19 protein-coding genes are annotated in these 17,807 nt (G+C 60.0%); 10 read left to right on the top strand and 9 right to left on the bottom strand.

All coding sequences use genetic code 11. The annotated features are described in order from the left end of the window. The first annotated feature begins 321 nt into the window (after positions 1-321). The 3 genes from AC2FLO_RS20215 (at position 322) to AC2FLO_RS20205 (ending at position 1,955) form a co-directional block, all read left to right on the top strand. A complete protein-coding gene (locus tag AC2FLO_RS20215; RefSeq protein WP_480506785.1) occupies positions 322-1,059 on the top strand; it encodes a class I SAM-dependent methyltransferase in 738 nt (245 codons plus the stop codon). After that, entirely contained in the window at positions 1,056-1,430 is a 375-nt protein-coding gene (locus AC2FLO_RS20210; protein WP_480585708.1) for an EamA family transporter, read from the top strand. Before AC2FLO_RS20215 ends, AC2FLO_RS20210 begins: the two co-directional genes overlap by 4 nt. A 102-nt stretch (positions 1,431-1,532) precedes the next feature. Then, positions 1,533-1,955: a tellurite resistance TerB family protein gene (locus tag AC2FLO_RS20205; protein WP_496752316.1), complete on the top strand. Its 423-nt coding sequence runs from the start codon at positions 1,533-1,535 to the stop codon at positions 1,953-1,955. Positions 1,956-1,981: 26 nt separating this feature from the next. On the opposite strand, the gene dacB is transcribed toward AC2FLO_RS20205, so the two are convergent. The 3 genes from dacB to AC2FLO_RS20190 form a co-directional block, all read right to left on the bottom strand. After that, positions 1,982-3,460: a D-alanyl-D-alanine carboxypeptidase/D-alanyl-D-alanine endopeptidase gene (dacB, locus tag AC2FLO_RS20200; protein ID WP_496752315.1), complete on the bottom strand. Its 1,479-nt coding sequence runs from the start codon at positions 3,458-3,460 to the stop codon at positions 1,982-1,984. A gap of 66 nt (positions 3,461-3,526) precedes the next feature. Then, positions 3,527-4,147 carry a nicotinate-nucleotide adenylyltransferase gene (locus AC2FLO_RS20195; protein ID WP_496752314.1) on the bottom strand — a complete coding sequence of 207 codons (621 nt, stop codon included), beginning with the start codon at positions 4,145-4,147 and terminating at the stop codon, positions 3,527-3,529. A gap of 32 nt (positions 4,148-4,179) precedes the next feature. Further along, positions 4,180-4,650, bottom strand: coding sequence for an MOSC domain-containing protein (locus tag AC2FLO_RS20190; protein ID WP_496752313.1), 471 nt, complete (start codon positions 4,648-4,650; stop codon positions 4,180-4,182). Positions 4,651-4,787: 137 nt separating this feature from the next. Between AC2FLO_RS20190 and ettA the strand changes: the two genes are divergently transcribed. Further along, the gene (ettA, locus tag AC2FLO_RS20185) at positions 4,788-6,455 is read left to right on the top strand and encodes an energy-dependent translational throttle protein EttA (RefSeq protein WP_480585702.1); all 1,668 of its coding nucleotides are present in this window, start codon (positions 4,788-4,790) and stop codon (positions 6,453-6,455) included. A 728-nt stretch (positions 6,456-7,183) separates the two neighbouring features. Here the strand turns inward: ettA and AC2FLO_RS20180 are convergent. Continuing rightward, entirely contained in the window at positions 7,184-7,804 is a 621-nt protein-coding gene (locus AC2FLO_RS20180; protein WP_496752312.1) for an REP-associated tyrosine transposase, read from the bottom strand. Positions 7,805-7,938: 134 nt separating this feature from the next. Beyond that, the gene (locus AC2FLO_RS20175) at positions 7,939-8,376 is read right to left on the bottom strand and encodes a hypothetical protein (protein ID WP_496752311.1); all 438 of its coding nucleotides are present in this window, start codon (positions 8,374-8,376) and stop codon (positions 7,939-7,941) included. A 522-nt stretch (positions 8,377-8,898) separates the two neighbouring features. Here AC2FLO_RS20175 and AC2FLO_RS20170 point away from each other — a divergent pair. Next, on the top strand, positions 8,899-9,105 hold the full coding sequence (locus AC2FLO_RS20170) for a cold-shock protein (RefSeq protein ID WP_209506380.1): 207 nt from the start codon (positions 8,899-8,901) through the stop codon (positions 9,103-9,105). A 168-nt stretch (positions 9,106-9,273) separates the two neighbouring features. Continuing rightward, on the top strand, positions 9,274-9,828 hold the full coding sequence (locus tag AC2FLO_RS20165) for a L,D-transpeptidase (protein ID WP_267367020.1): 555 nt from the start codon (positions 9,274-9,276) through the stop codon (positions 9,826-9,828). 18 nt (positions 9,829-9,846) lie between these two features. On the opposite strand, the gene AC2FLO_RS20160 is transcribed toward AC2FLO_RS20165, so the two are convergent. Further along, entirely contained in the window at positions 9,847-10,473 is a 627-nt protein-coding gene (locus AC2FLO_RS20160; RefSeq protein ID WP_496752436.1) for an arylesterase, read from the bottom strand. A 65-nt stretch (positions 10,474-10,538) separates the two neighbouring features. Between AC2FLO_RS20160 and AC2FLO_RS20155 the strand changes: the two genes are divergently transcribed. Further along, a complete protein-coding gene (locus AC2FLO_RS20155) occupies positions 10,539-11,234 on the top strand; it encodes an ABC transporter ATP-binding protein (RefSeq protein ID WP_480585693.1) in 696 nt (231 codons plus the stop codon). Then, positions 11,231-13,759: an ABC transporter permease gene (locus AC2FLO_RS20150; protein ID WP_496752310.1), complete on the top strand. Its 2,529-nt coding sequence runs from the start codon at positions 11,231-11,233 to the stop codon at positions 13,757-13,759. Before AC2FLO_RS20155 ends, AC2FLO_RS20150 begins: the two co-directional genes overlap by 4 nt. A 2-nt stretch (positions 13,760-13,761) precedes the next feature. Here AC2FLO_RS20150 and AC2FLO_RS20145 read toward each other — a convergent pair whose 3' ends face one another. Beyond that, on the bottom strand, positions 13,762-14,208 hold the full coding sequence (locus AC2FLO_RS20145) for an RrF2 family transcriptional regulator (RefSeq protein WP_267366061.1): 447 nt from the start codon (positions 14,206-14,208) through the stop codon (positions 13,762-13,764). A gap of 93 nt (positions 14,209-14,301) precedes the next feature. Between AC2FLO_RS20145 and AC2FLO_RS20140 the strand changes: the two genes are divergently transcribed. Further along, positions 14,302-14,871, top strand: coding sequence for a gamma-glutamylcyclotransferase family protein (locus AC2FLO_RS20140; RefSeq protein WP_496752309.1), 570 nt, complete (start codon positions 14,302-14,304; stop codon positions 14,869-14,871). Positions 14,872-14,918: 47 nt separating this feature from the next. Here AC2FLO_RS20140 and gltX read toward each other — a convergent pair whose 3' ends face one another. Both gltX and AC2FLO_RS20130 read right to left on the bottom strand, forming a co-directional pair. Then, positions 14,919-16,244, bottom strand: a complete 1,326-nt coding sequence (gene gltX / locus AC2FLO_RS20135; RefSeq protein ID WP_496752308.1) for a glutamate--tRNA ligase — start codon at positions 16,242-16,244, stop codon at positions 14,919-14,921. Positions 16,245-16,319: 75 nt separating this feature from the next. Continuing rightward, entirely contained in the window at positions 16,320-16,754 is a 435-nt protein-coding gene (locus AC2FLO_RS20130; RefSeq protein ID WP_496752307.1) for a DUF1801 domain-containing protein, read from the bottom strand. 116 nt (positions 16,755-16,870) lie between these two features. Here AC2FLO_RS20130 and AC2FLO_RS20125 point away from each other — a divergent pair, with 116 nt between their 5' ends. After that, a complete protein-coding gene (locus AC2FLO_RS20125; RefSeq protein WP_496752306.1) occupies positions 16,871-17,803 on the top strand; it encodes an MBL fold metallo-hydrolase in 933 nt (310 codons plus the stop codon). Positions 17,804-17,807: the final 4 nt, after the last annotated feature.

The raw sequence follows: 17,807 nt of genomic DNA, 5'->3' as shown, positions 1-17,807 counted from the left end.
GCCAGTGCAGCATGAGTCAATAAAGCACCGGTGTTTTCACCGCCCGGAACCCTGGAAAACCACCTTGTCACGGGGTTTTGCCGCCAATTGGCTGTTCTGCCCGCCCTCAGCCTCTGATCCACGCCCCCTGCGCCGCCATCCCGCACCGATTTTTCCATCCGCAGGCCCTACTCCAGCCACACTCATGGGGTGGGTTTGGCGCGCGAAACATAAAAGACACGGGCGACAGGCTTTGACCTGATCCGGATATTTCGCGTGTTTGCACAGCGGTGCTACGATGGAAAGATGCCGGGAAACCTCCCCGGGGCCAAAGGAAACGAGATGCGACGCGAAACCACCAACCTGATCCGCTTTGTGCTCGAGGATATCGTCCCGCCGATCCTGCGCGACAGCGCCGCCTTTCACTGGCTTGCGCGCCGTGTCTGGGGGGAACACATTACCCGGCTGGCGGCGTTCCGCGAACGCGCGCCTTTTCTGACAGACGAAGAATACGAAACGCTCTACCGGGAACACCCGCGCGTGCATGACGGAACCGACAATTCCGACGCCTGCATCGACCGGATCGCCAGCGACATTGTTGGCGACAGCATCTGCGACGTCGGCTGCGGCACCGGGGCCCTGCTGCAACGCATCCGCTCCCTACGCCCGGACATCACGGCCATGACCGGCGTCGATTTCGTTGTCGATGACGCTGAAGCCATCGAAAACATCAGATATGTTGCCGCCCGGATCGAAGACCTGCCTTTTGAGGACAACAGTTTTGACACGGTTATCTGCACCCATGTGATCGAACATCTGCTGGATTACCGCCGTGCCATCGCTGAATTGCGCCGGGTCGCGCGCAAGCGGGTCATCATCGTGGTCCCGCGCGAACGGGAATATCGCTACAGCTTCAACCCGCATTTCAATTTCTTTCCCTACACCCACAGCTTTCTGCGCGCCGTGCATCCCAGCCCCAGGTTTCACACCTGCGAGGATATCGGGCGTGATATCTATTACTGCGAGGATCGCCCGGCCGAGGAACCCACCGAAAAGCCCCTCAAGGATCAGGCTGCATGAGCGCAACCGCACCCACAGCGCTGATCTGGACCGGGCTGCTTCTCACACCTGTCATGATTTCGGTCGGACAGGTGCTGTTCAAACTTGCCGGCGGGCGGATCGACGGCCGCACCGCGACCGGGGCGATGGGGGTGTTGCATACCCTGCTCGATCCTTTCTTGCTCGTCGCTCTGGCGATTTACGGCACAGCAACGATACTCTGGATTTACGTCCTCAGGCATGTACCGCTGTCGCAGGCCTATCCGTTTATGGCCCTGAGCTTCATACTGGTTCCCCTCGCCTCGTGGCTGTTCTTCGGGGAAACGCTGGGGCTGCGCTATTGGATCGGGGCGGGCCTTTTGCTCAGCGGTATGGCGATTATGAACACCTGACCGGTTCAACCTGCCGCACAATGCGGATAAAACAAGATGTTGAACCTGCCCCGCCCCCCTTCTATCCTGCGCCATTGACGAACCCCAAGCAGGATGCCCCGAATGACCGAGCAAGTTCCCCACCCGATGTCCCCACAGGATTGCCTTGTGGCGATCATGGTTGCGATCTCGGCCTCCGACGAAACCATCCGAACCGCCGAGCTGGTCAAGATCGAGGTCGCCGTGAACATGTTGCCGGTTTTCGCCGGGTACGACATCGACCGGATGCGCCACGTGTCGCAGGTCGTGTTTGACCTGTTCGAACAGGAAGACGGGCTGGATGCGCTGTTCGGTCTGATCCGGGACAACCTGCCCGAACGCCTGAACGAAACGGCCTATGCTTTGGCCTGTGACGTCGCCGCCGCTGACGGAACGCTGGCCGAACCCGAACTGCGCCTGCTGGAAGAAATCCGGTACGAGCTGAACATCGACCGCCTGCACGCGGCCGCGATCGAGCGCGGGGCCCGGGCGCGCCACACCGTCTGACGCCCGCTCCAGGCCGGTTTCAGGTTTCAGCTTCCGTAAAGTGATCCCCAGCGCTCCAGCAAGGCGCGCTGCAATTTCCGTGATCTGCTGTTCCAGCTGCGTGCGCCATCCGGGCGTTCACGCTGGGCGCGTGGGATCGTGGCGCGATGATCCACGTCGGCGGTGAATATCGCAAAGGCCAGATCGACCCCGTCCGCAGTTGTCAGGAAACCGCCCAACCCGGATACAAAGTTCAATGTCCCTGTCTTGGCATCAACCTTGATTGGGTGGTTCTTGACGGGCCGCCCGTTCCGGTCGGTCAGTGCAAAAGGTTTCATCAGGGGTCGCAACATCCCCGATTTCTGTGTTGCAACAAGGGCCGCAACCAAATCCGCCGGTACCATGCGCGAGGCATCGCTCAGTCCCGAATGATCGACCATGGCGATCCCGGTCACGCCGAAACGACTGGCGGCCCACCGGTTCATCTCGGCTGCTGATTCCGCCAGAGTGTGCGGGTCAACACCGCGCGCCCTGGTCGCGGCCAGCCCGACCATCTCGGCCGTCAGGTTGGTCGAGTATTTCAGCATCCCGCGCAGGACATGGTCCAAACTGTCGCTGCGATGCACCACAAGATCAACACCCCGCACGCTCTGGCGTGTCACCTGAACACGCTTCAAAACGATCCCGTTCGACCGCGCCAAGGTGCGAAACACATCACCCGCGTATAAAGCGGGCTTGCGCACCGGCAACCAGCGGGCCCCCCCATTGCCCAGCGCGCCCTTGGCCACGGTCCAGCGATCCTGCCGCGCGCTTGCCTGATAGGTATAGATCGGCAGGCTGCGATCCTCGACCCGCATGGCCGAGACATCCACCGCAGGCACATAACGCGCGCTGCGGGCATCCATGGTTATGTCATAGCCACTCCCTGCGCGTTTCCATTCGAAATGGACGCGGTTGAAGTTCAGGGAAATGCCGCTGACAGCCGGGCTATAGCCCACATGATCCGGCTGCCCGGGATCGATGCTGAACACATAAGGCAACGCCCCGTCGTAAACCCTGAACGCGCCGCGCACTTCGATAATCCCGGCCTCGCGCAAATTGGCCGCCATCGCGGCCAGCCCATCCGTATCCAGCAGCGGGTCGCCGCCCCCAACCAGAATCAAATCGCCGTGCAGAACGCCCTTCTCGATCCGGCCATCCGCCACTAGGCGAGTCTCGAACCGGTGTTCCGGCCCCAGAACATCCAGCGCATAAAGCGCGGTCATTGCCTTTCCAACGCTGGCCGGGGGCAGACTTGCGCCCTCACCAAACACTTCCAGTTGCGCCCCGGTCGCCACATCCGCAACCGCAAACACAACTTCGCCTTTCAGGCCTGCTGCGGCCACCAATCGCTCGGCACCGCTTAATATGACCCCGCGCGCCTGCGGCCTCAGCGATACAAGCGGCGCCTGCGCAAGGCCCGCTGCCGGGATCAGGGACGCCCCTAATCCCCCCAGAAACAATCGACGTGAAAAACGACCAGCCATAGCCGAATTAAAATCCCACAGATCAAAAGCACACAACCACTGTGTTAGATTATGCGCCCGTTGGGGCTATTCCGGCAACACTTCTGCGCCCCATTCCCCGCGCGTCCGGAGTTCGGTCGAACTGACATCGATCATCGGCACGTTCACGAAACACCACGCCGGGGCCTGTGCCTGCCCCAGAAGATGCCGCGCCTGCCCGTCGATCCGGTACTTCGCATAGACCCGCGCCGCAGGCGACATCCGGGCCGAGATCCGCTCGCCCGGCCGCGCCACCACGCCCACCGGCACAGTGTCCATGATCAGCCGCCAGTCTTTCCAGCGATGAAACTGCGCCAGATTATCCGCGCCCATCAGCCAGACAAACCGCACCTGCGGGTAAAGCCACCTGAGCGCTGTCAGAGTGTCCGCCGTCGCCCGCGTGCCGACCAGCGCCTCGATATCCGTCACATCCACCTTCGGATGCTGCATCACCTGACGCGCCGCCGCCATCCGCCGCGCGATCGGCGCAGGCCCCCGCTCTTTCAACGGATTGCCGGGTGACACCAGCCACCACACCCGATCCAGACCAAAGGCCTTCATCGCCTCACGCGTTACATGCACATGGCCCCGATGCGGCGGATCGAATGACCCGCCGAACAGCCCAACGACCTGCCCGGGCCGCGCGTATGGGATGTCGTACCGCTCCATAACCTGCTGATGTTCAGAACCGGGCCGCGTTGTCAATCAATCGGTTGCACGGCGTCACCCAGCGCAACCCGCCCCGGCCTGACAACTTCGGCACACCATCCCCCATGCCCCCGCACGGCAGAATAGCCGCCCTTGCCCAGCGCCTCTTCCATCCGGCTGCACGGTGCACAGATCACGGTAAAGCGCAAAACGGCCTCGCCCACCTGCACCTCACGCCCCTTGAGCGCAGCAAGGTTGACCCCCGAAACCACCAGATTGCGCCGCAGGATTTCGGGCGCAACCGGCCCCCGCCCCAAATAGGACCCAATCGCCCCCAAATGCTCCCGCTGGATCAGAGAAACCGCCCGCTTGCCCGCACGGCCCCGGTCGCCGTCGAGGCCATTGGGGGAGACCACCGCCTCCCTCACAACCTCCACCCCAACCCGCCGCTCGGGCCGGACGCCTATCCATTCGACACGTCCTGGCTGCGCCCAGCCTGATATCAGTTCCGCTAGTGCCACCACTTCATGCCCCTCATACAGCCCGGCAAACCTAGCCCATGCAGATACGGGACGAAATTCACAAAACCACCAGCTTGCCCCGCCCGCCCCGCTCGGATATCCAGCGTTTCAACCCAATTTCCCGACCCAGAGGACGCGACATGGCCGCCTATCAATATGTCTACCACATGCAGGGTGTCTCCAAGACCTATCCCGGTGGCAAGAAGTGCTTTGAAAACATCCACCTCAGCTTTCTGCCCGGTGTGAAAATCGGTGTTGTCGGCGTCAACGGCGCGGGTAAATCGACGCTGATGAAGATCATGGCCGGCCTCGACACCGATTTCACCGGCGAGGCATGGGCCGCCCAAGGTGCCAAGGTTGGCTATCTGCCGCAGGAACCGCAGCTGGATGAATCGCTCACCGTCCGAGAAAACGTGATGCTGGGCGTGGCCGCGAAAAAGGCCAAGGTCGATCGCTTCAACGAGATTGCCATGGAGATCGCCGAGAATTACTCGGACGAGCTGATGGAGGAAATGACCACCCTGCAGGACGCGATCGACGCGGAAAACCTCTGGGACCTCGACAGCCAGATCGACGTCAGCATGGAGGCGCTGCGCTGCCCGCCGGACGATGCCAACATCGCCAACCTCTCGGGGGGTGAGAAACGCCGCGTGGCGCTCTGCAAGCTGCTGCTGGAAGCGCCCGACATGCTGCTCCTGGACGAACCGACCAACCACCTGGACGCCGAAACCATCGCATGGCTGCAACAGCACCTGATCGACTACAAGGGCACCATCCTGATCGTCACCCACGACCGTTACTTCCTGGATGACATCACCGGCTGGATCCTCGAACTCGACCGCGGCCGCGGCATTCCGTACGAAGGCAACTACTCCGCATGGCTGGAACAAAAGGCCAAACGGCTGGAGCAGGAAGCCCGCGAGGACAAGTCCAAGCAGAAAACCCTGCAGCGCGAGCTGGAATGGATGCGTCAGGGCCAGAAGGCCCGTCAGGCCAAATCCAAGGCCCGGATCAACGCCTATAACGAGCTGGCCGAACAGTCCGAACGCGAAAAGCTGACCCGCGCCCAGATCGTCATCCCCAACGGCCAGCGCCTTGGTGGCAAGGTGATCGAGGTCGAGGGCCTGTCGAAACACATGGGCGACAAGCAATTGATCGAAGGGCTGGACTTCGCCCTGCCCCCCGGCGGCATTGTCGGCGTCATCGGCCCCAACGGCGCGGGTAAATCGACGCTGTTCAAGATGCTCACCGGTCAGGAACAGCCCGACAGCGGCACCATCACGCTGGGCGACACGGTCGAGCTGTCTTATGTCGACCAGTCCCGCGACGACCTGAAAGACAACGACACCGTGTGGGAGGCGATCACCGGCGGCGCCGAGATTATCCAACTGGGCGACGCGCAGGTCAATTCCCGCGCCTATTGCTCGTCCTTCAACTTCAAGGGCGGCGACCAGCAGAAAAAGGTCTCGCTGCTGTCAGGCGGTGAGCGCAACCGCGTCCACATGGCCCGCCTGTTGAAAGAGGGCGGCAACGTCCTGCTGCTCGACGAACCCACGAACGACCTCGACGTCGAAACCCTGCGCGCACTGGAAGACGCGCTGGTCGATTTCGCCGGCTGCGCCGTCGTCATCTCACACGACCGCTTCTTCCTCGACCGGATTTGCACGCATATTCTGGCGTTCGAAGGCGACGCCCATGTGGAATGGTTCGAGGGCAACTTCGAGGATTACGAAGAGGATAAGAAGCGGCGGTTGGGGCCTGATGCGCTGGAGCCCAAGCGGTTGAAGCATAAGAAGTTCGTTCGGTAAATCGCAAAGCGATTTTCGAACGGGCGCGAGGCAGCGTCCGCATAGCGGGCGCGTTCGCGCTCCGTTGAATTGAGCGCAAGCGTAAACATCTATTGTAAATCCGCTGCACAGCTACTACATTTAGCGTTGGTAGCGGAGGTGCTCAAAACACCGCGTGGCGGACCTGAAGACCCACGGAGTGGACAACGTCAGCGTCTGCCCAGAAGCTGCAAGCGCTTAGCGGCGCTGTGTTGAAACCCTAGCGGGAAGTAAGCTAAGTCGGTCCGACAGGACTCGTGGCGGTGCCACGAATAATCTGAGCGGGTGGCCGTCGAAAGGTAGCTCCAAGTGATCATAGGAGCATACCAAACCGCTAAAAATTGGGGCGGTATATAAACACTGAGCGAAGTTTAACGCTCATCCGGATGAGCATCGCTGAGGTAAATTCCAATGCGGTTTTCATTCAAATTGAAAGGGCGAGTGTCTTATGCCGATGTTATTGGCACTATTGCACTCTTGCTAACGATACTCGGATTTTTCGTGTGACGTTGGGCGGTCTCTAGACCGCCCTTTCTTATTCCAGAGCAATCCTAGGATGAGTTCTCGCACCCCTCACGCCAACTGGTAGGCCGGGCTTCAGCCCGGCACCACTCGAAACACCCACACCTTTACCAACATCCGCCGATGAATGGCCTCAAAACCCTTCAATCGCTCTGAGGGGAATGGTGGATGCCGGGCTGAAGCCCGGCCTACGGGGGGTGTTCTTTGTATCTCGGCTCTCCGAATGCGCCGTCCGTCACACCGCCGCTCCATTCCGGATCAACTCGGCTTGCGCGGATATCACGATGAATCGACGAATACGGCCAATCGGTCGGGCGCGCCACCAACCCGTGCTTGACCGGGTTCCCCCAACAATAGGCCATATGATTGCGGTAATCCCGCTCGTCACGAATGGTATGCTCCCAAAACCGACGCTGCCAAACCGCCCCTTCGCGTTTGTTGGCCCGTAGGCCGGGCTTCAGCCCGGCATATCTGCCAGAGGTCACAACAGGTAGATGCGTGGGTTCGGGTGCCGGGCTGAAGCCCGGCCTACGGTTTGCCTTGTTCACGCGCATGGTGAACCGCGCCTTGATCGCACCCCACCGCGTGGAATAATCCGCATCGCCCGGCGGCAAGGTCCACACCACGTGAAGATGATCCGGCAACACCACAAACGCATCACACCAAAACGGGCGCTCCCGCTGCGCTTCGGCAAAAGCCCCGCGCAGATGTGCGACCTCGCGGGTCAACAGATCCGATGACCGGTCGGCCAGCGACACCGTAAAGAAATATCTGGCTCCGGGAATGCGGACGCGGCGATAATCACTCATGCGCGCAAGGTGGCGCAGGTATGACTACCAAGTGGTTAACACGCGCCTTTTCAGGCCACTGCCGCAGGTCGGGTGGTCCGCCAACCTTCGGTGTCCCATATCACAGCATTCAAGGATGATTGCAGGTGCGGCGCTTATCCGGATCGGTTGCCGCGCAGCCGCCCGACGCCGAACAGCCCTGTCAGCGCCCCAACCAGCAGCAGCCAACTGGCCGGAAGCGGCACGGCCGAGACGTTCACGTCGACCGGCGTTTCTTCGGACCCGGGCTCATTGCACCACAGCTCGCAGAACTCGGGCCCGGAGTCCTCCACGACCTCTGTCCGTTCAGCCAGAATCTCGGGCAAACGCTTGGGTCCTCCAAGCTCGACAAGACGACGACGTCTTTCATTACGGCGCGGGTTCTCCTTCGCGAAGACCGGTGTCTTCAACTCGAGTTCAACTTCGAACATGTTGTCGAATTTGAACCCGCCTTCACGCGCGCCCGTCATCGAACCCTCTGTTCCAAATGGAACAGTCAGGGCCTGCGCCGCTCCGGCCCAGCACAACAAGGTTATCGTACAAACAACTTTCATATCCGCCCCCACGGTTGCCTGAAACTATAGCACCAGATCGCAAATTTTTCAAACATAGTGATTTATGAATAAAAACCGTCTGTTGTGAGCGGAACCCACGCTTAACCGGTCAGAACAACACTGGTCCTGAACACGTGCCTGCAACGAAAAAGTGTCACTCTCCCGCGCAGGCGTGGCACGTAGTGACCGCTCCGGATGGCCGGCCGGGAAAGTGTGGGTCCGGGTTTTTCACCGCCGTCGCGCGTATCAACAGACAGGGTGGTCAGAGCGCCCGGGACGCTGTCAAATCAGCCTGAAACCCATCAGCGGATTCTTGTACAAATTGGGCCTTCTGCCCTCTGGCCTCTGTACAATCCGTACAAACCACTCTTGCCACAGGCTTACCTCAATGCCATATGCAAGGTGCTAACGTTTTTCTATTTCGACCTACTGTCTCCTTCTACGGCGCTCAGTCTATCGATCCAGACCTACGACGCCAGGCTGCCGCAACTCCGTGGGCAGCACCAAACAGGAGACACGGATATGCCAGCAGGCACCGTAAAATGGTTCAACACCACCAAAGGCTACGGCTTTATCGCACCCGAAGATGGCGGCAAGGACATCTTCGTCCACATCTCGTCCGTCGAACGCTCGGGCCTGACCGGTCTGGCCGACAACCAGAAAGTCACGTACGAACTGCGTTCGGGTCGTGACGGCCGCGAAAGCGCCGACAACATCCAGCTTGCATAAGCTGTTGAAAGGATGAGGGAAAACCCTCATCCTTTTGTTCAACCGCTGCCGTTTCGGTGGCTGTTTGATCACATCACGGATGCGTGATGCTTGCCCCAGAATTGACCAAATAACATATCATGATGAAACTGACTCTTAGGTTTCATTGGTCAATTGATGAGGGTTTCGATGTTTACACGCCGAGTTTTTCTGGCCGGAACAGCGGCCACGCTGCTGCCGGGCGTTGCCAGCGCCAAGAAGGCGGTCGAGTATGATCCGACACCGCAATTCGTGCGCATCAAAAAGCAGTTTCTGCCCGGGCAGCTGCTGGTCGCCCCCCGTTCATTCTATCTTTACTATGTCACCGAACCACGCAAAGCGATCCGCTATGGCTGCGGCGTCGGCAAGGCAGGTCTGGAATTCACCGGCACCGCTACCATCGATGTGAAAAAGGAATGGCCGACCTGGCGCCCGACCCAAGAGATGATCCAGCGCGATCCGGTGGCCTATGCAAAATTCAAGGACAATGACTATGTCCAGCCGGGGGGTGGGGATAACCCCCTCGGCGCGCGCGCGATGTATTTGTTCCAGAACGGTGTCGATACCTATTTCCGAATCCATGGTACGACCCAGCCACAAACCATAGGCAGGGCGGTGTCAAACGGGTGTATTCGAATGCTGAATGAACATGTCATCGATCTGTATAACCGGGTCCCCATCGGAACGGTTGTTACAGTCGTCTGATCGCTATCACGGGGATGGCTAACCTTCCCCGCCCGCCTGCGTTACAAGTTGGAGCACAGAGGGGCCCAGCGCTTCGACGATCTTCGCCACCCCCGCCGCATTTGGATGAATGCCGTCCGATTGCATGAAGTGCGATACGGCCGCAGGGTCGCCCTCCGCTGCAAGCCCCTCGAAGAAACTGCTGAAAAACAGAACTTCAAACTCCTGCGCCAGCGCAGGGTACATGCCATCGAATGCCAGCTTGTATTCAGCGCCGTAGTTGCCCGGCGCCTGCATTCCGATCAACAAGACAGGAACCTTGGCATCGCGTGCAACCTCAAGGATCTTGCGCAGATTGGCTTGCGAAACAGCAGGATCGATCCCGCGCAACAAGTCATTCCCGCCTAAGGCAACGATCATTCCGTCCACATCGGGTGTCAGGGTCCATTCTACCCGCGCAGCGCCACCCGCCGTTGTATCGCCCGAGACACCTGCGTTGATAACCCGGACATCTGCGCCCTGCGCCTGCAACCAACGGTCAAGCTGGGGAACAAACCCGTTCTCCTCCACCAGCCCGTAGCCTTGCGTCAGCGAGTCCCCAAGGGCTGCAATCGCCACCTGTTCGGCTGTGGCCGCAAAACCGCAGAACACAAATGGACTTGCCATCAAAACCTTGCGCAATACGGTGATCACTCCATATCCCAAAAACCGCTCCTTTATCGGGAAGACCCATGACGCCTGCTGTTCTCGCTCTTCAGAATGCCGCTTTATCGCTGGATGGCAATGCCGGGCGGGTCGATATTTTGCATGACATTACGTTGACCGTGAACAGGGGGGAAACGCTGGGGCTGATCGGGCCATCGGGGTCGGGAAAATCGTCGCTGTTGATGCTGATGGGTGGGTTGGAACAGGCAACAAGCGGTCAGATCTTGGCCTTGGATCAGAATTTGACAAGCATGGACGAGGACGCCCTGGCGCGGTTTCGGCGCGACAACATGGGCGTGGTGTTTCAGAATTTCCACCTGATCCCAACGATGACCGCGTTGGAAAACGTGGCGACACCACTGGAACTGGCAGGGCACAAAGATGCGTTTCACCGGGCTGAGACTGAACTGAATGCCGTGGGATTATCGCATCGCCGCGATCATTACCCAGCACAGTTGTCGGGTGGCGAGCAGCAACGAGTTGCCCTGGCGCGCGCATCGGCACCACGCCCCAAGATCTTGCTGGCGGACGAACCGACCGGGAATCTGGACGAGACAAACGGTGCCGCGATCGTTGATCTGCTGTTCGGGCTTCGGCGTAAATATGAAGCGACGCTGGTTCTTGTGACGCACAGCCGTTCACTGGCTGAACGATGTGACCGGGTGATCCGGCTGCGCGACGGCAGGATTGCCGACGAGATACGGCAGGAGGCCGCAGAATGAGCCTTCGGCTCGCCGCGCGGCTGGCCCGTCGAGAGCTGCGCGGGGGCCTGCGCGGGTTTCGCATCTTTCTGGCTTGTCTGGCCTTGGGCGTCGCAGCCATCGCAGCCGTCGGATCGGTGCGTCATGCGATTCAGACCGGGCTGACCCGCGAAGGGGCATCACTGTTGGGCGGCGATGCCGAGCTTGAGTTCACTTATCGTTTTGCCACTGAGGCCGAGCGCCTCTGGATGCAACAGGCATCCGAGCAGGTGTCCGAGATTGTCGATTTCCGCTCGATGGCGGTTGTACCCCACGACACCGGGCCGGAACGTGCTCTGACCCAGGTCAAGTCGGTAGATAAGGCTTATCCGCTGGTCGGATCGGTCAAGCTGGAACCGGGCATCACGCTGGACGACGCCCTGAACGGCAGGTCCGGATTACCCGGTGCCGTTATGGAACCCGTTCTGATCGACCGGCTTGGTTTGTCGGTCGGTGATCACTTCGCGCTAGGCACGCAAGAGTTCATTCTGATGGCCGCACTTCGGAATGAACCCGACAGCGCCGCGGCTGGTTTTGCCTTGGGGCCACGTACAATGGTGCGTACCGAAGCGTTGCAGGCATCTGGCCTGCTGGAACCCGGAACGCTTTTTTCGACCAGGTACCGGCTGACCTTGCCCCAAAACGCGAACCTGTCGGAGGTGTCCGCACGTGCCAGCGCCGCGCTTGAGGGCTCGGGGATGCGCTGGAGCGATGCACGCAACGGCGCGCCGGGCATATCGGAATTCGTCAACCGCCTGAGTGCCTTTCTGGTCCTTGTCGGGTTGTCAGGGCTTGCCGTCGGTGGCATCGGTGTGTCCGCCGCCGTGCGGGCCTATCTGAGCCAGAAAACGGAAACCATTGCGACATTGCGGACATTAGGGGCGGATCGCGCTACCATTTTTCAAACTTACCTGTTTCAAATCGGAGTGCTGTCCCTGACCGGCATTGTAATTGGGCTGGTGCTGGGCGGAGTGGCTCCGCTTTTGCTGGCGCCGCTGCTGGAATACCGGTTGCCGGTTCCGGCGGTGTTCTCGCTCTATCCGCGACCGCTGATCGAGGCCGCACTTTATGGCTTGCTGACAGCGTTTCTGTTCACGCTCTGGCCGCTGGCCAGAACCGAAGATGTGCGCGCCGCAACCCTGTTTCGCGATGCGCTGAGCGCAGCTCGTCCCATCCCACGCGCGGTTTACGTCGCGGCAACCGGGATTGGATTGGCGTCCCTGATCGCGATTGCGTCCTGGTTCAGCGGATCAACTCGCCTAACCCTGTGGACCAGTGGCGGACTAGCGGGCGCACTGATCCTGCTGGCGCTCGCCGCCTATGCCATTCGCAAACTGGCACGGGCCGGAACACCTTTGGCGCGGGGCCGCCCTGCCCTGCGATGGGCCTTGTCCGCCATCTCTGATCCGCGTGAAGGCGCGGGGTCGGTGGTTTTGTCACTTGGTCTGGGTTTGTCAGTGCTGGCAGCGGTTGGGCAGATCGACGGCACGCTGCGCAATGCGATCTCCGGCAATCTGCCGGATGTCGCGCCCTCATACTTCTTTGTCGATATTCAAAAAGACCAGATGCCGGGTTTTACCGAACGGCTGCAAACCGATCCGGCTGTCAGCCGCATTGAAAGCGCACCAATGCTGCGGGGGATCATCACTCAGATAAACGGCCGCCCCGCACGCGAGGTAGCAGGAGATCATTGGGTACTGGAGGGAGACCGCGGCGTCACCTATTCAGCCGTCCCCCCGAAAAATACGCGGGTGACAGCGGGGGAATGGTGGGCAGAGGATTATTCTGGTGCACCACAGATCAGCTTTGCAGCCGAAGAAGCCGAAGAGATGGGTCTGAAACTCGGAGATCAGATAACTGTCAACATCCTGGGGCGGGATATCACCGCAGAGCTGACCTCAACCCGAGAGGTGGATTTTTCCACAGCGGGTATGGGTTTTGTCATGTCGATGAACCCGTCGGCGCTGGCGGGCGCGCCACACAGCTTTATTGCGACGGTATATGCAGAAGAACAGGCCGAGGCCGCCATTCTGCGAGATCTTGCAGGCCAGTTCCCCAACATCACGGCCATCCGAGTGCGCGATGCCATTGACCGGGTTTCGGGCCTTTTGGCAGGAATTGCCGCCGCAACCTCGTATGGCGCGGGCGTGTCGTTATTGACCGGATTTCTGGTTCTGATCGGGGCGGCAGCCGCCGGTGAACCCGCCCGCAGATACGAGGCGGCAATCCTCAAGACGTTGGGGGCTGACCGTAGCCGCATCCTGCGCAGTTTTGGGCTGCGCTCGGTCTTGCTGGGCACCGCGGCGGGCTGCGTCGCCTTGCTGGTCGGCATCCTGGGCGGCTGGGCTGTGGCCACGTACATCTTCGACACAGGTTTTACTGTGATCTGGTCTTCGGCCTTTGGCATTGTTCTGGCCGGTATCGGCGTTACGCTCTGCGCAGGTTTCGCCTTCGCACTGCGCCCTCTCTCGGCCCGGCCAGCCCGCATTTTGCGGGCCAGCGACTAAGGTCAGCGTACGCAGGCCACCGGCTGCAACAGCTTCAGCAACGGGTCGTTGTCACAAACCAGCGCATCCAACGACACTTCGTCCAGAGACGCATAAAAAACTTCCGCCGCATCCTGTAATGCCAGCCGCAGCCTACAGGCATCGGTCAAAGGACAGGTGTTATCCGCATCCGCAAAACACTCGGCGATGGGCAAGGCCCCTTCGACATGCCGAAACACCGCGCCGATCCGGATTTGACTTGCCGGGCGTGCCAACGACATACCGCCGTTGCGGCCGCGCTGAGTGCTCAGGTAATTCAACTGGCTTAACTGGTTGATCACCTGAGCCAGATGGTTTTCCGAGATGTTGCAGACTTCGGCGATCTCGGCTTTGGTGACCAGCCGGTCCGGGTGTGCGGCGCAATACATCAACAGGCGCACAGCGATATTCGTCCGTTTGGTAATCCGCATGAGGGCCTCCCTGAATAAAAGATGAAGCCTTATTGCATGTCGCGGAAAAAAGCGGTTTGACATACATCAATCGACCCAAAGGACACCTCTCGCATGGCCGACCCCTATTTCTTTGGCTATGGAAGCCTTGTGAACCTCGCCACACATGATTTCCCCGACCCCCGCCCGGCAAAGCTGAAAGGTTGGAAACGCGCATGGCGTCATACCGATCTGCGCCCGGTCGCGTTCCTGACAGCTGTCCCAGACCCGGAGTCTGAAATTGAGGGAATGATCGCGCATGTCCCAAGGAACGACTGGGCCGCACTGGATGAACGGGAATGGGCGTACGACCGAATTCCTGCGACGCATTCGATTTCACATCCACTGACACATGAAGTTGAAATTGCAGTCTACGCCGTCCCGCAGGATCGGCATAACGAGCCCAGCAATCACCACCCCCTGCTACTCAGCTACATCGATGTTGTTGTTCAGGGTTACTTGCGGGCGTTCGGAGAAGACGGCGCGGATCGTTTCTTTGAGACGACAACCGGCTGGAACGCCCCGATCTTGAATGATCGCGCCGAACCGCGCTATCCGCGCCACCAGCAACTCAAACCTGCTGAGCGTGATTTTGTCGATGACCGCCTGACCAGTTTGTCGGCCCGGATTGAACAGCCGGCATAAAAAGGGTCGCGCCTGGGCACGACCCTTTTTGCTGGAATAGTAGCGGTTTACCCGCGCGCGCGGATCACCTGCAGCAACGGCAGCAACGCAGCCATTTCCGGGCCACGCTCTGCACCGGTCAACGCCTTGCGCAGCGGCATGAACAGACCTTTCCCCTTGCGGCCTGTCGCCTCTTTCACGGCATTGGTCCAGGCCCCCCAGGTGTCGCCATCAAACGGGCCTTCGGGCAGCAGCGACATGGCCTGAGCGATGAATTCGCGATCTTCATCCGCAACCAACGGCTCGGCACCATCGCGGCACAGATCCCACCACCCTTTGAGGTCGGCCAAAGTAGTGATGTTTTCCCGCGCCATGGCCCAGAACGGTTCAGCCAGTTCGGCAGGCACCCCGGCATCCGCGACAGCACCGGCCACATTCGCCAGCGGCAGAGACTGCAGGTATTTGGCGGTCAGCGGGAACAGGTCCTGCACGTCAAACTTGGTCGGCGCGGCACCAAACCGGCTCACGTCAAAGCCGTCGATCAACTCGGCCATATCCGAGCGCAGCTCGACCGGATCGGACGAACCCAGACGCGCCATCAGGCTCAGCAGTGCCATCGGCTGCACACCCTGTTCACGCAGATCGCGCAGGGCCAGCGTACCAAGGCGTTTCGACAGTGCTTCGCCCTGCGGGCCGGTCAGCAGCGAGTGATGCGCAAAGCGCGGGCAATCCCCGCCCAGTGCATTGATGATCTGAATCTGGGTCGCAGTGTTGGTCACGTGGTCCGAGCCGCGCACGACATCAGTCACGCCCATTTCGGTGTCATCCACCACCGACGCAATCGTATAAAGTACCTGTCCATCACCACGGATCAGCACCGGATCAGAGACCGAGGCCGCATCGATCGAAATGTCGCCCAGAATTCCGTCGGTCCACTCGATTCGTTCGTGATCCAGCTTGAAACGCCAGACACCGTTGCCACGTTCGGCGCGCAGGGCATCCTTCTCGGCATCCGACAGGTTCAGCGCGGCGCGGTCATAAACCGGCGGCTTGCCCATGTTCAGCTGTTTCTTGCGCTTCAGGTCCAGCTCGGTCGGCGTCTCAAACGCTTCATAAAACCGCCCCATCGCGCGCAACTTGTCAGCCGCCTCGGCGTAGCGGTCCAAACGCTCGGATTGACGCTCGACACGATCCCAGTGCAAACCCAGCCATTCAAGATCCTGTTTGATGGCATCGACATATTCCTCTTTCGAGCGTTCGGGGTCGGTGTCATCGATGCGCAGGATGAACGTACCGCCCGCCTTGCGGGCGATCAGATAGTTCATCAGGGCGGTGCGCAGGTTGCCCACATGGATGTAACCGGTGGGCGACGGGGCAAAACGGGTGGTTGTCATGGGTGTCTCCTGTTGGCGCGGCTCTTGTCACATAGGCGCGTTTTTGTCCAGCCACCGCTTGATCCCTCAGGTGATTCAACGCGGTTCCACGGGCCATATCCTGCCAAGGTCGTCCAACCCGGCGCGAATGAGTTCCGACAGAACCTGCATGTCGATATCCGCCAGCGTGTTCACATACAGGCAGGACTTGCCCAGCTTGTGCTTGCCCATCCGGGCCAGAATGCCGCTAAAATCCGCGTAACCCGGCATGATATAAATCACCAGCACCGACGTGCGCGGGGAAAATCCGGTTGCCAGAAAATCGCCCTCTCGGCCCGAGGCGTAGCGATAGTGATAACGGCCATACCCGACCATCGACGGGCCCCACATGACCGGATCAAACCCGGTGGTGGCCCGAAACAGTTCATCCAGAGCGCGCGCCTCCTCGGCCCGACGTTCTGATTGGACCGAATTAAGGAAATCTTCTACACTTTGATCCGTTGGAACGGTTTTGTTCTGCGATCGCGGCATGAACAAAAATTAACACGTATTGTTCATCCATGCACCCTACGTGGATGTCGTAACATCTGGTCAGAATCTCACACCGTTCTAGTTTTTTCTAAGGTGTTCTGACAGGGAGAACGATAATGACGATCAAACTTACGCGCCGCGCCGCTTTGGGAACTGCTGCCGCCTTGCCGTTTGCCACGGCAGCAGCGCCGGTATTGGCCGCAGGCTCTGACGCCAAGGCCAACTCGACCATCGCCAAATCCTTCAAGGTCGGCGACTTTACCGTCACGACCCTGCTGGATGGCAGCCTGCCGCGTGACGGCGCCAAGGATATCCTTGGCGGTGGCGCGTCTGATGAAGACTTTGCAAAGGTTTCGGCTGAGAACTTTATTCCCGCCGACACTGCCCAGTTCTTCTTTACCCCCTCACTGGTCAACACCGGATCGGAACTGGTGTTGTTCGACACCGGTCTGGGGCAAGGCGGCATTCAAGCCGCTTTGGCCGATGCAGGTGTCAGCCCGGATCAGATCGACGTTGTCGTGCTGACCCATATGCATCCAGACCATATAGGCGGCATGACAACGGATGGCGCACCGACCTTTGCCAACGCACGCTATGTGACCTCGGCAACGGAATACGATTTCTGGTCCGCGCAAGAGGCCGGAAACAATGTCGGTGATCTTGTGGCCGCAAAAGTCACGCCGCTGGCCGAGAAGATGAGCTTTATCGGTGATGGAGAGCAAGTGGCGTCGGGCATAACTGCGGTTGCGGCCCACGGCCATACTCCGGGCCATACGGTCTATCATCTGGAAAGCAACGGACAGCGCCTTCTGCTGACAGCGGATTTGGCCAACCATTACGTGTGGTCCTTTGCCCATCCGGAATGGGAGGTTCGGTTTGACATGGACAAGGCCGCCGCAACAGCCGCGCGCCGTAAAGTTCTTGGCATGCTGGCAGCCGACAAGATGCCGATGGTCGGCTATCACATGCCCTTCCCTGCCGCGGGCTTTGTCGAGACACGGGGCGAGGGCTTCCGCTTTGTTCCGGTCAGCTATCAGATGATGGGCTAAGCCC

The sequence above is a fragment of the Ruegeria sp. TASC047 genome (assembly GCF_059612445.1).
This window is presented reverse-complemented; position numbering and strand designations above follow the sequence as displayed.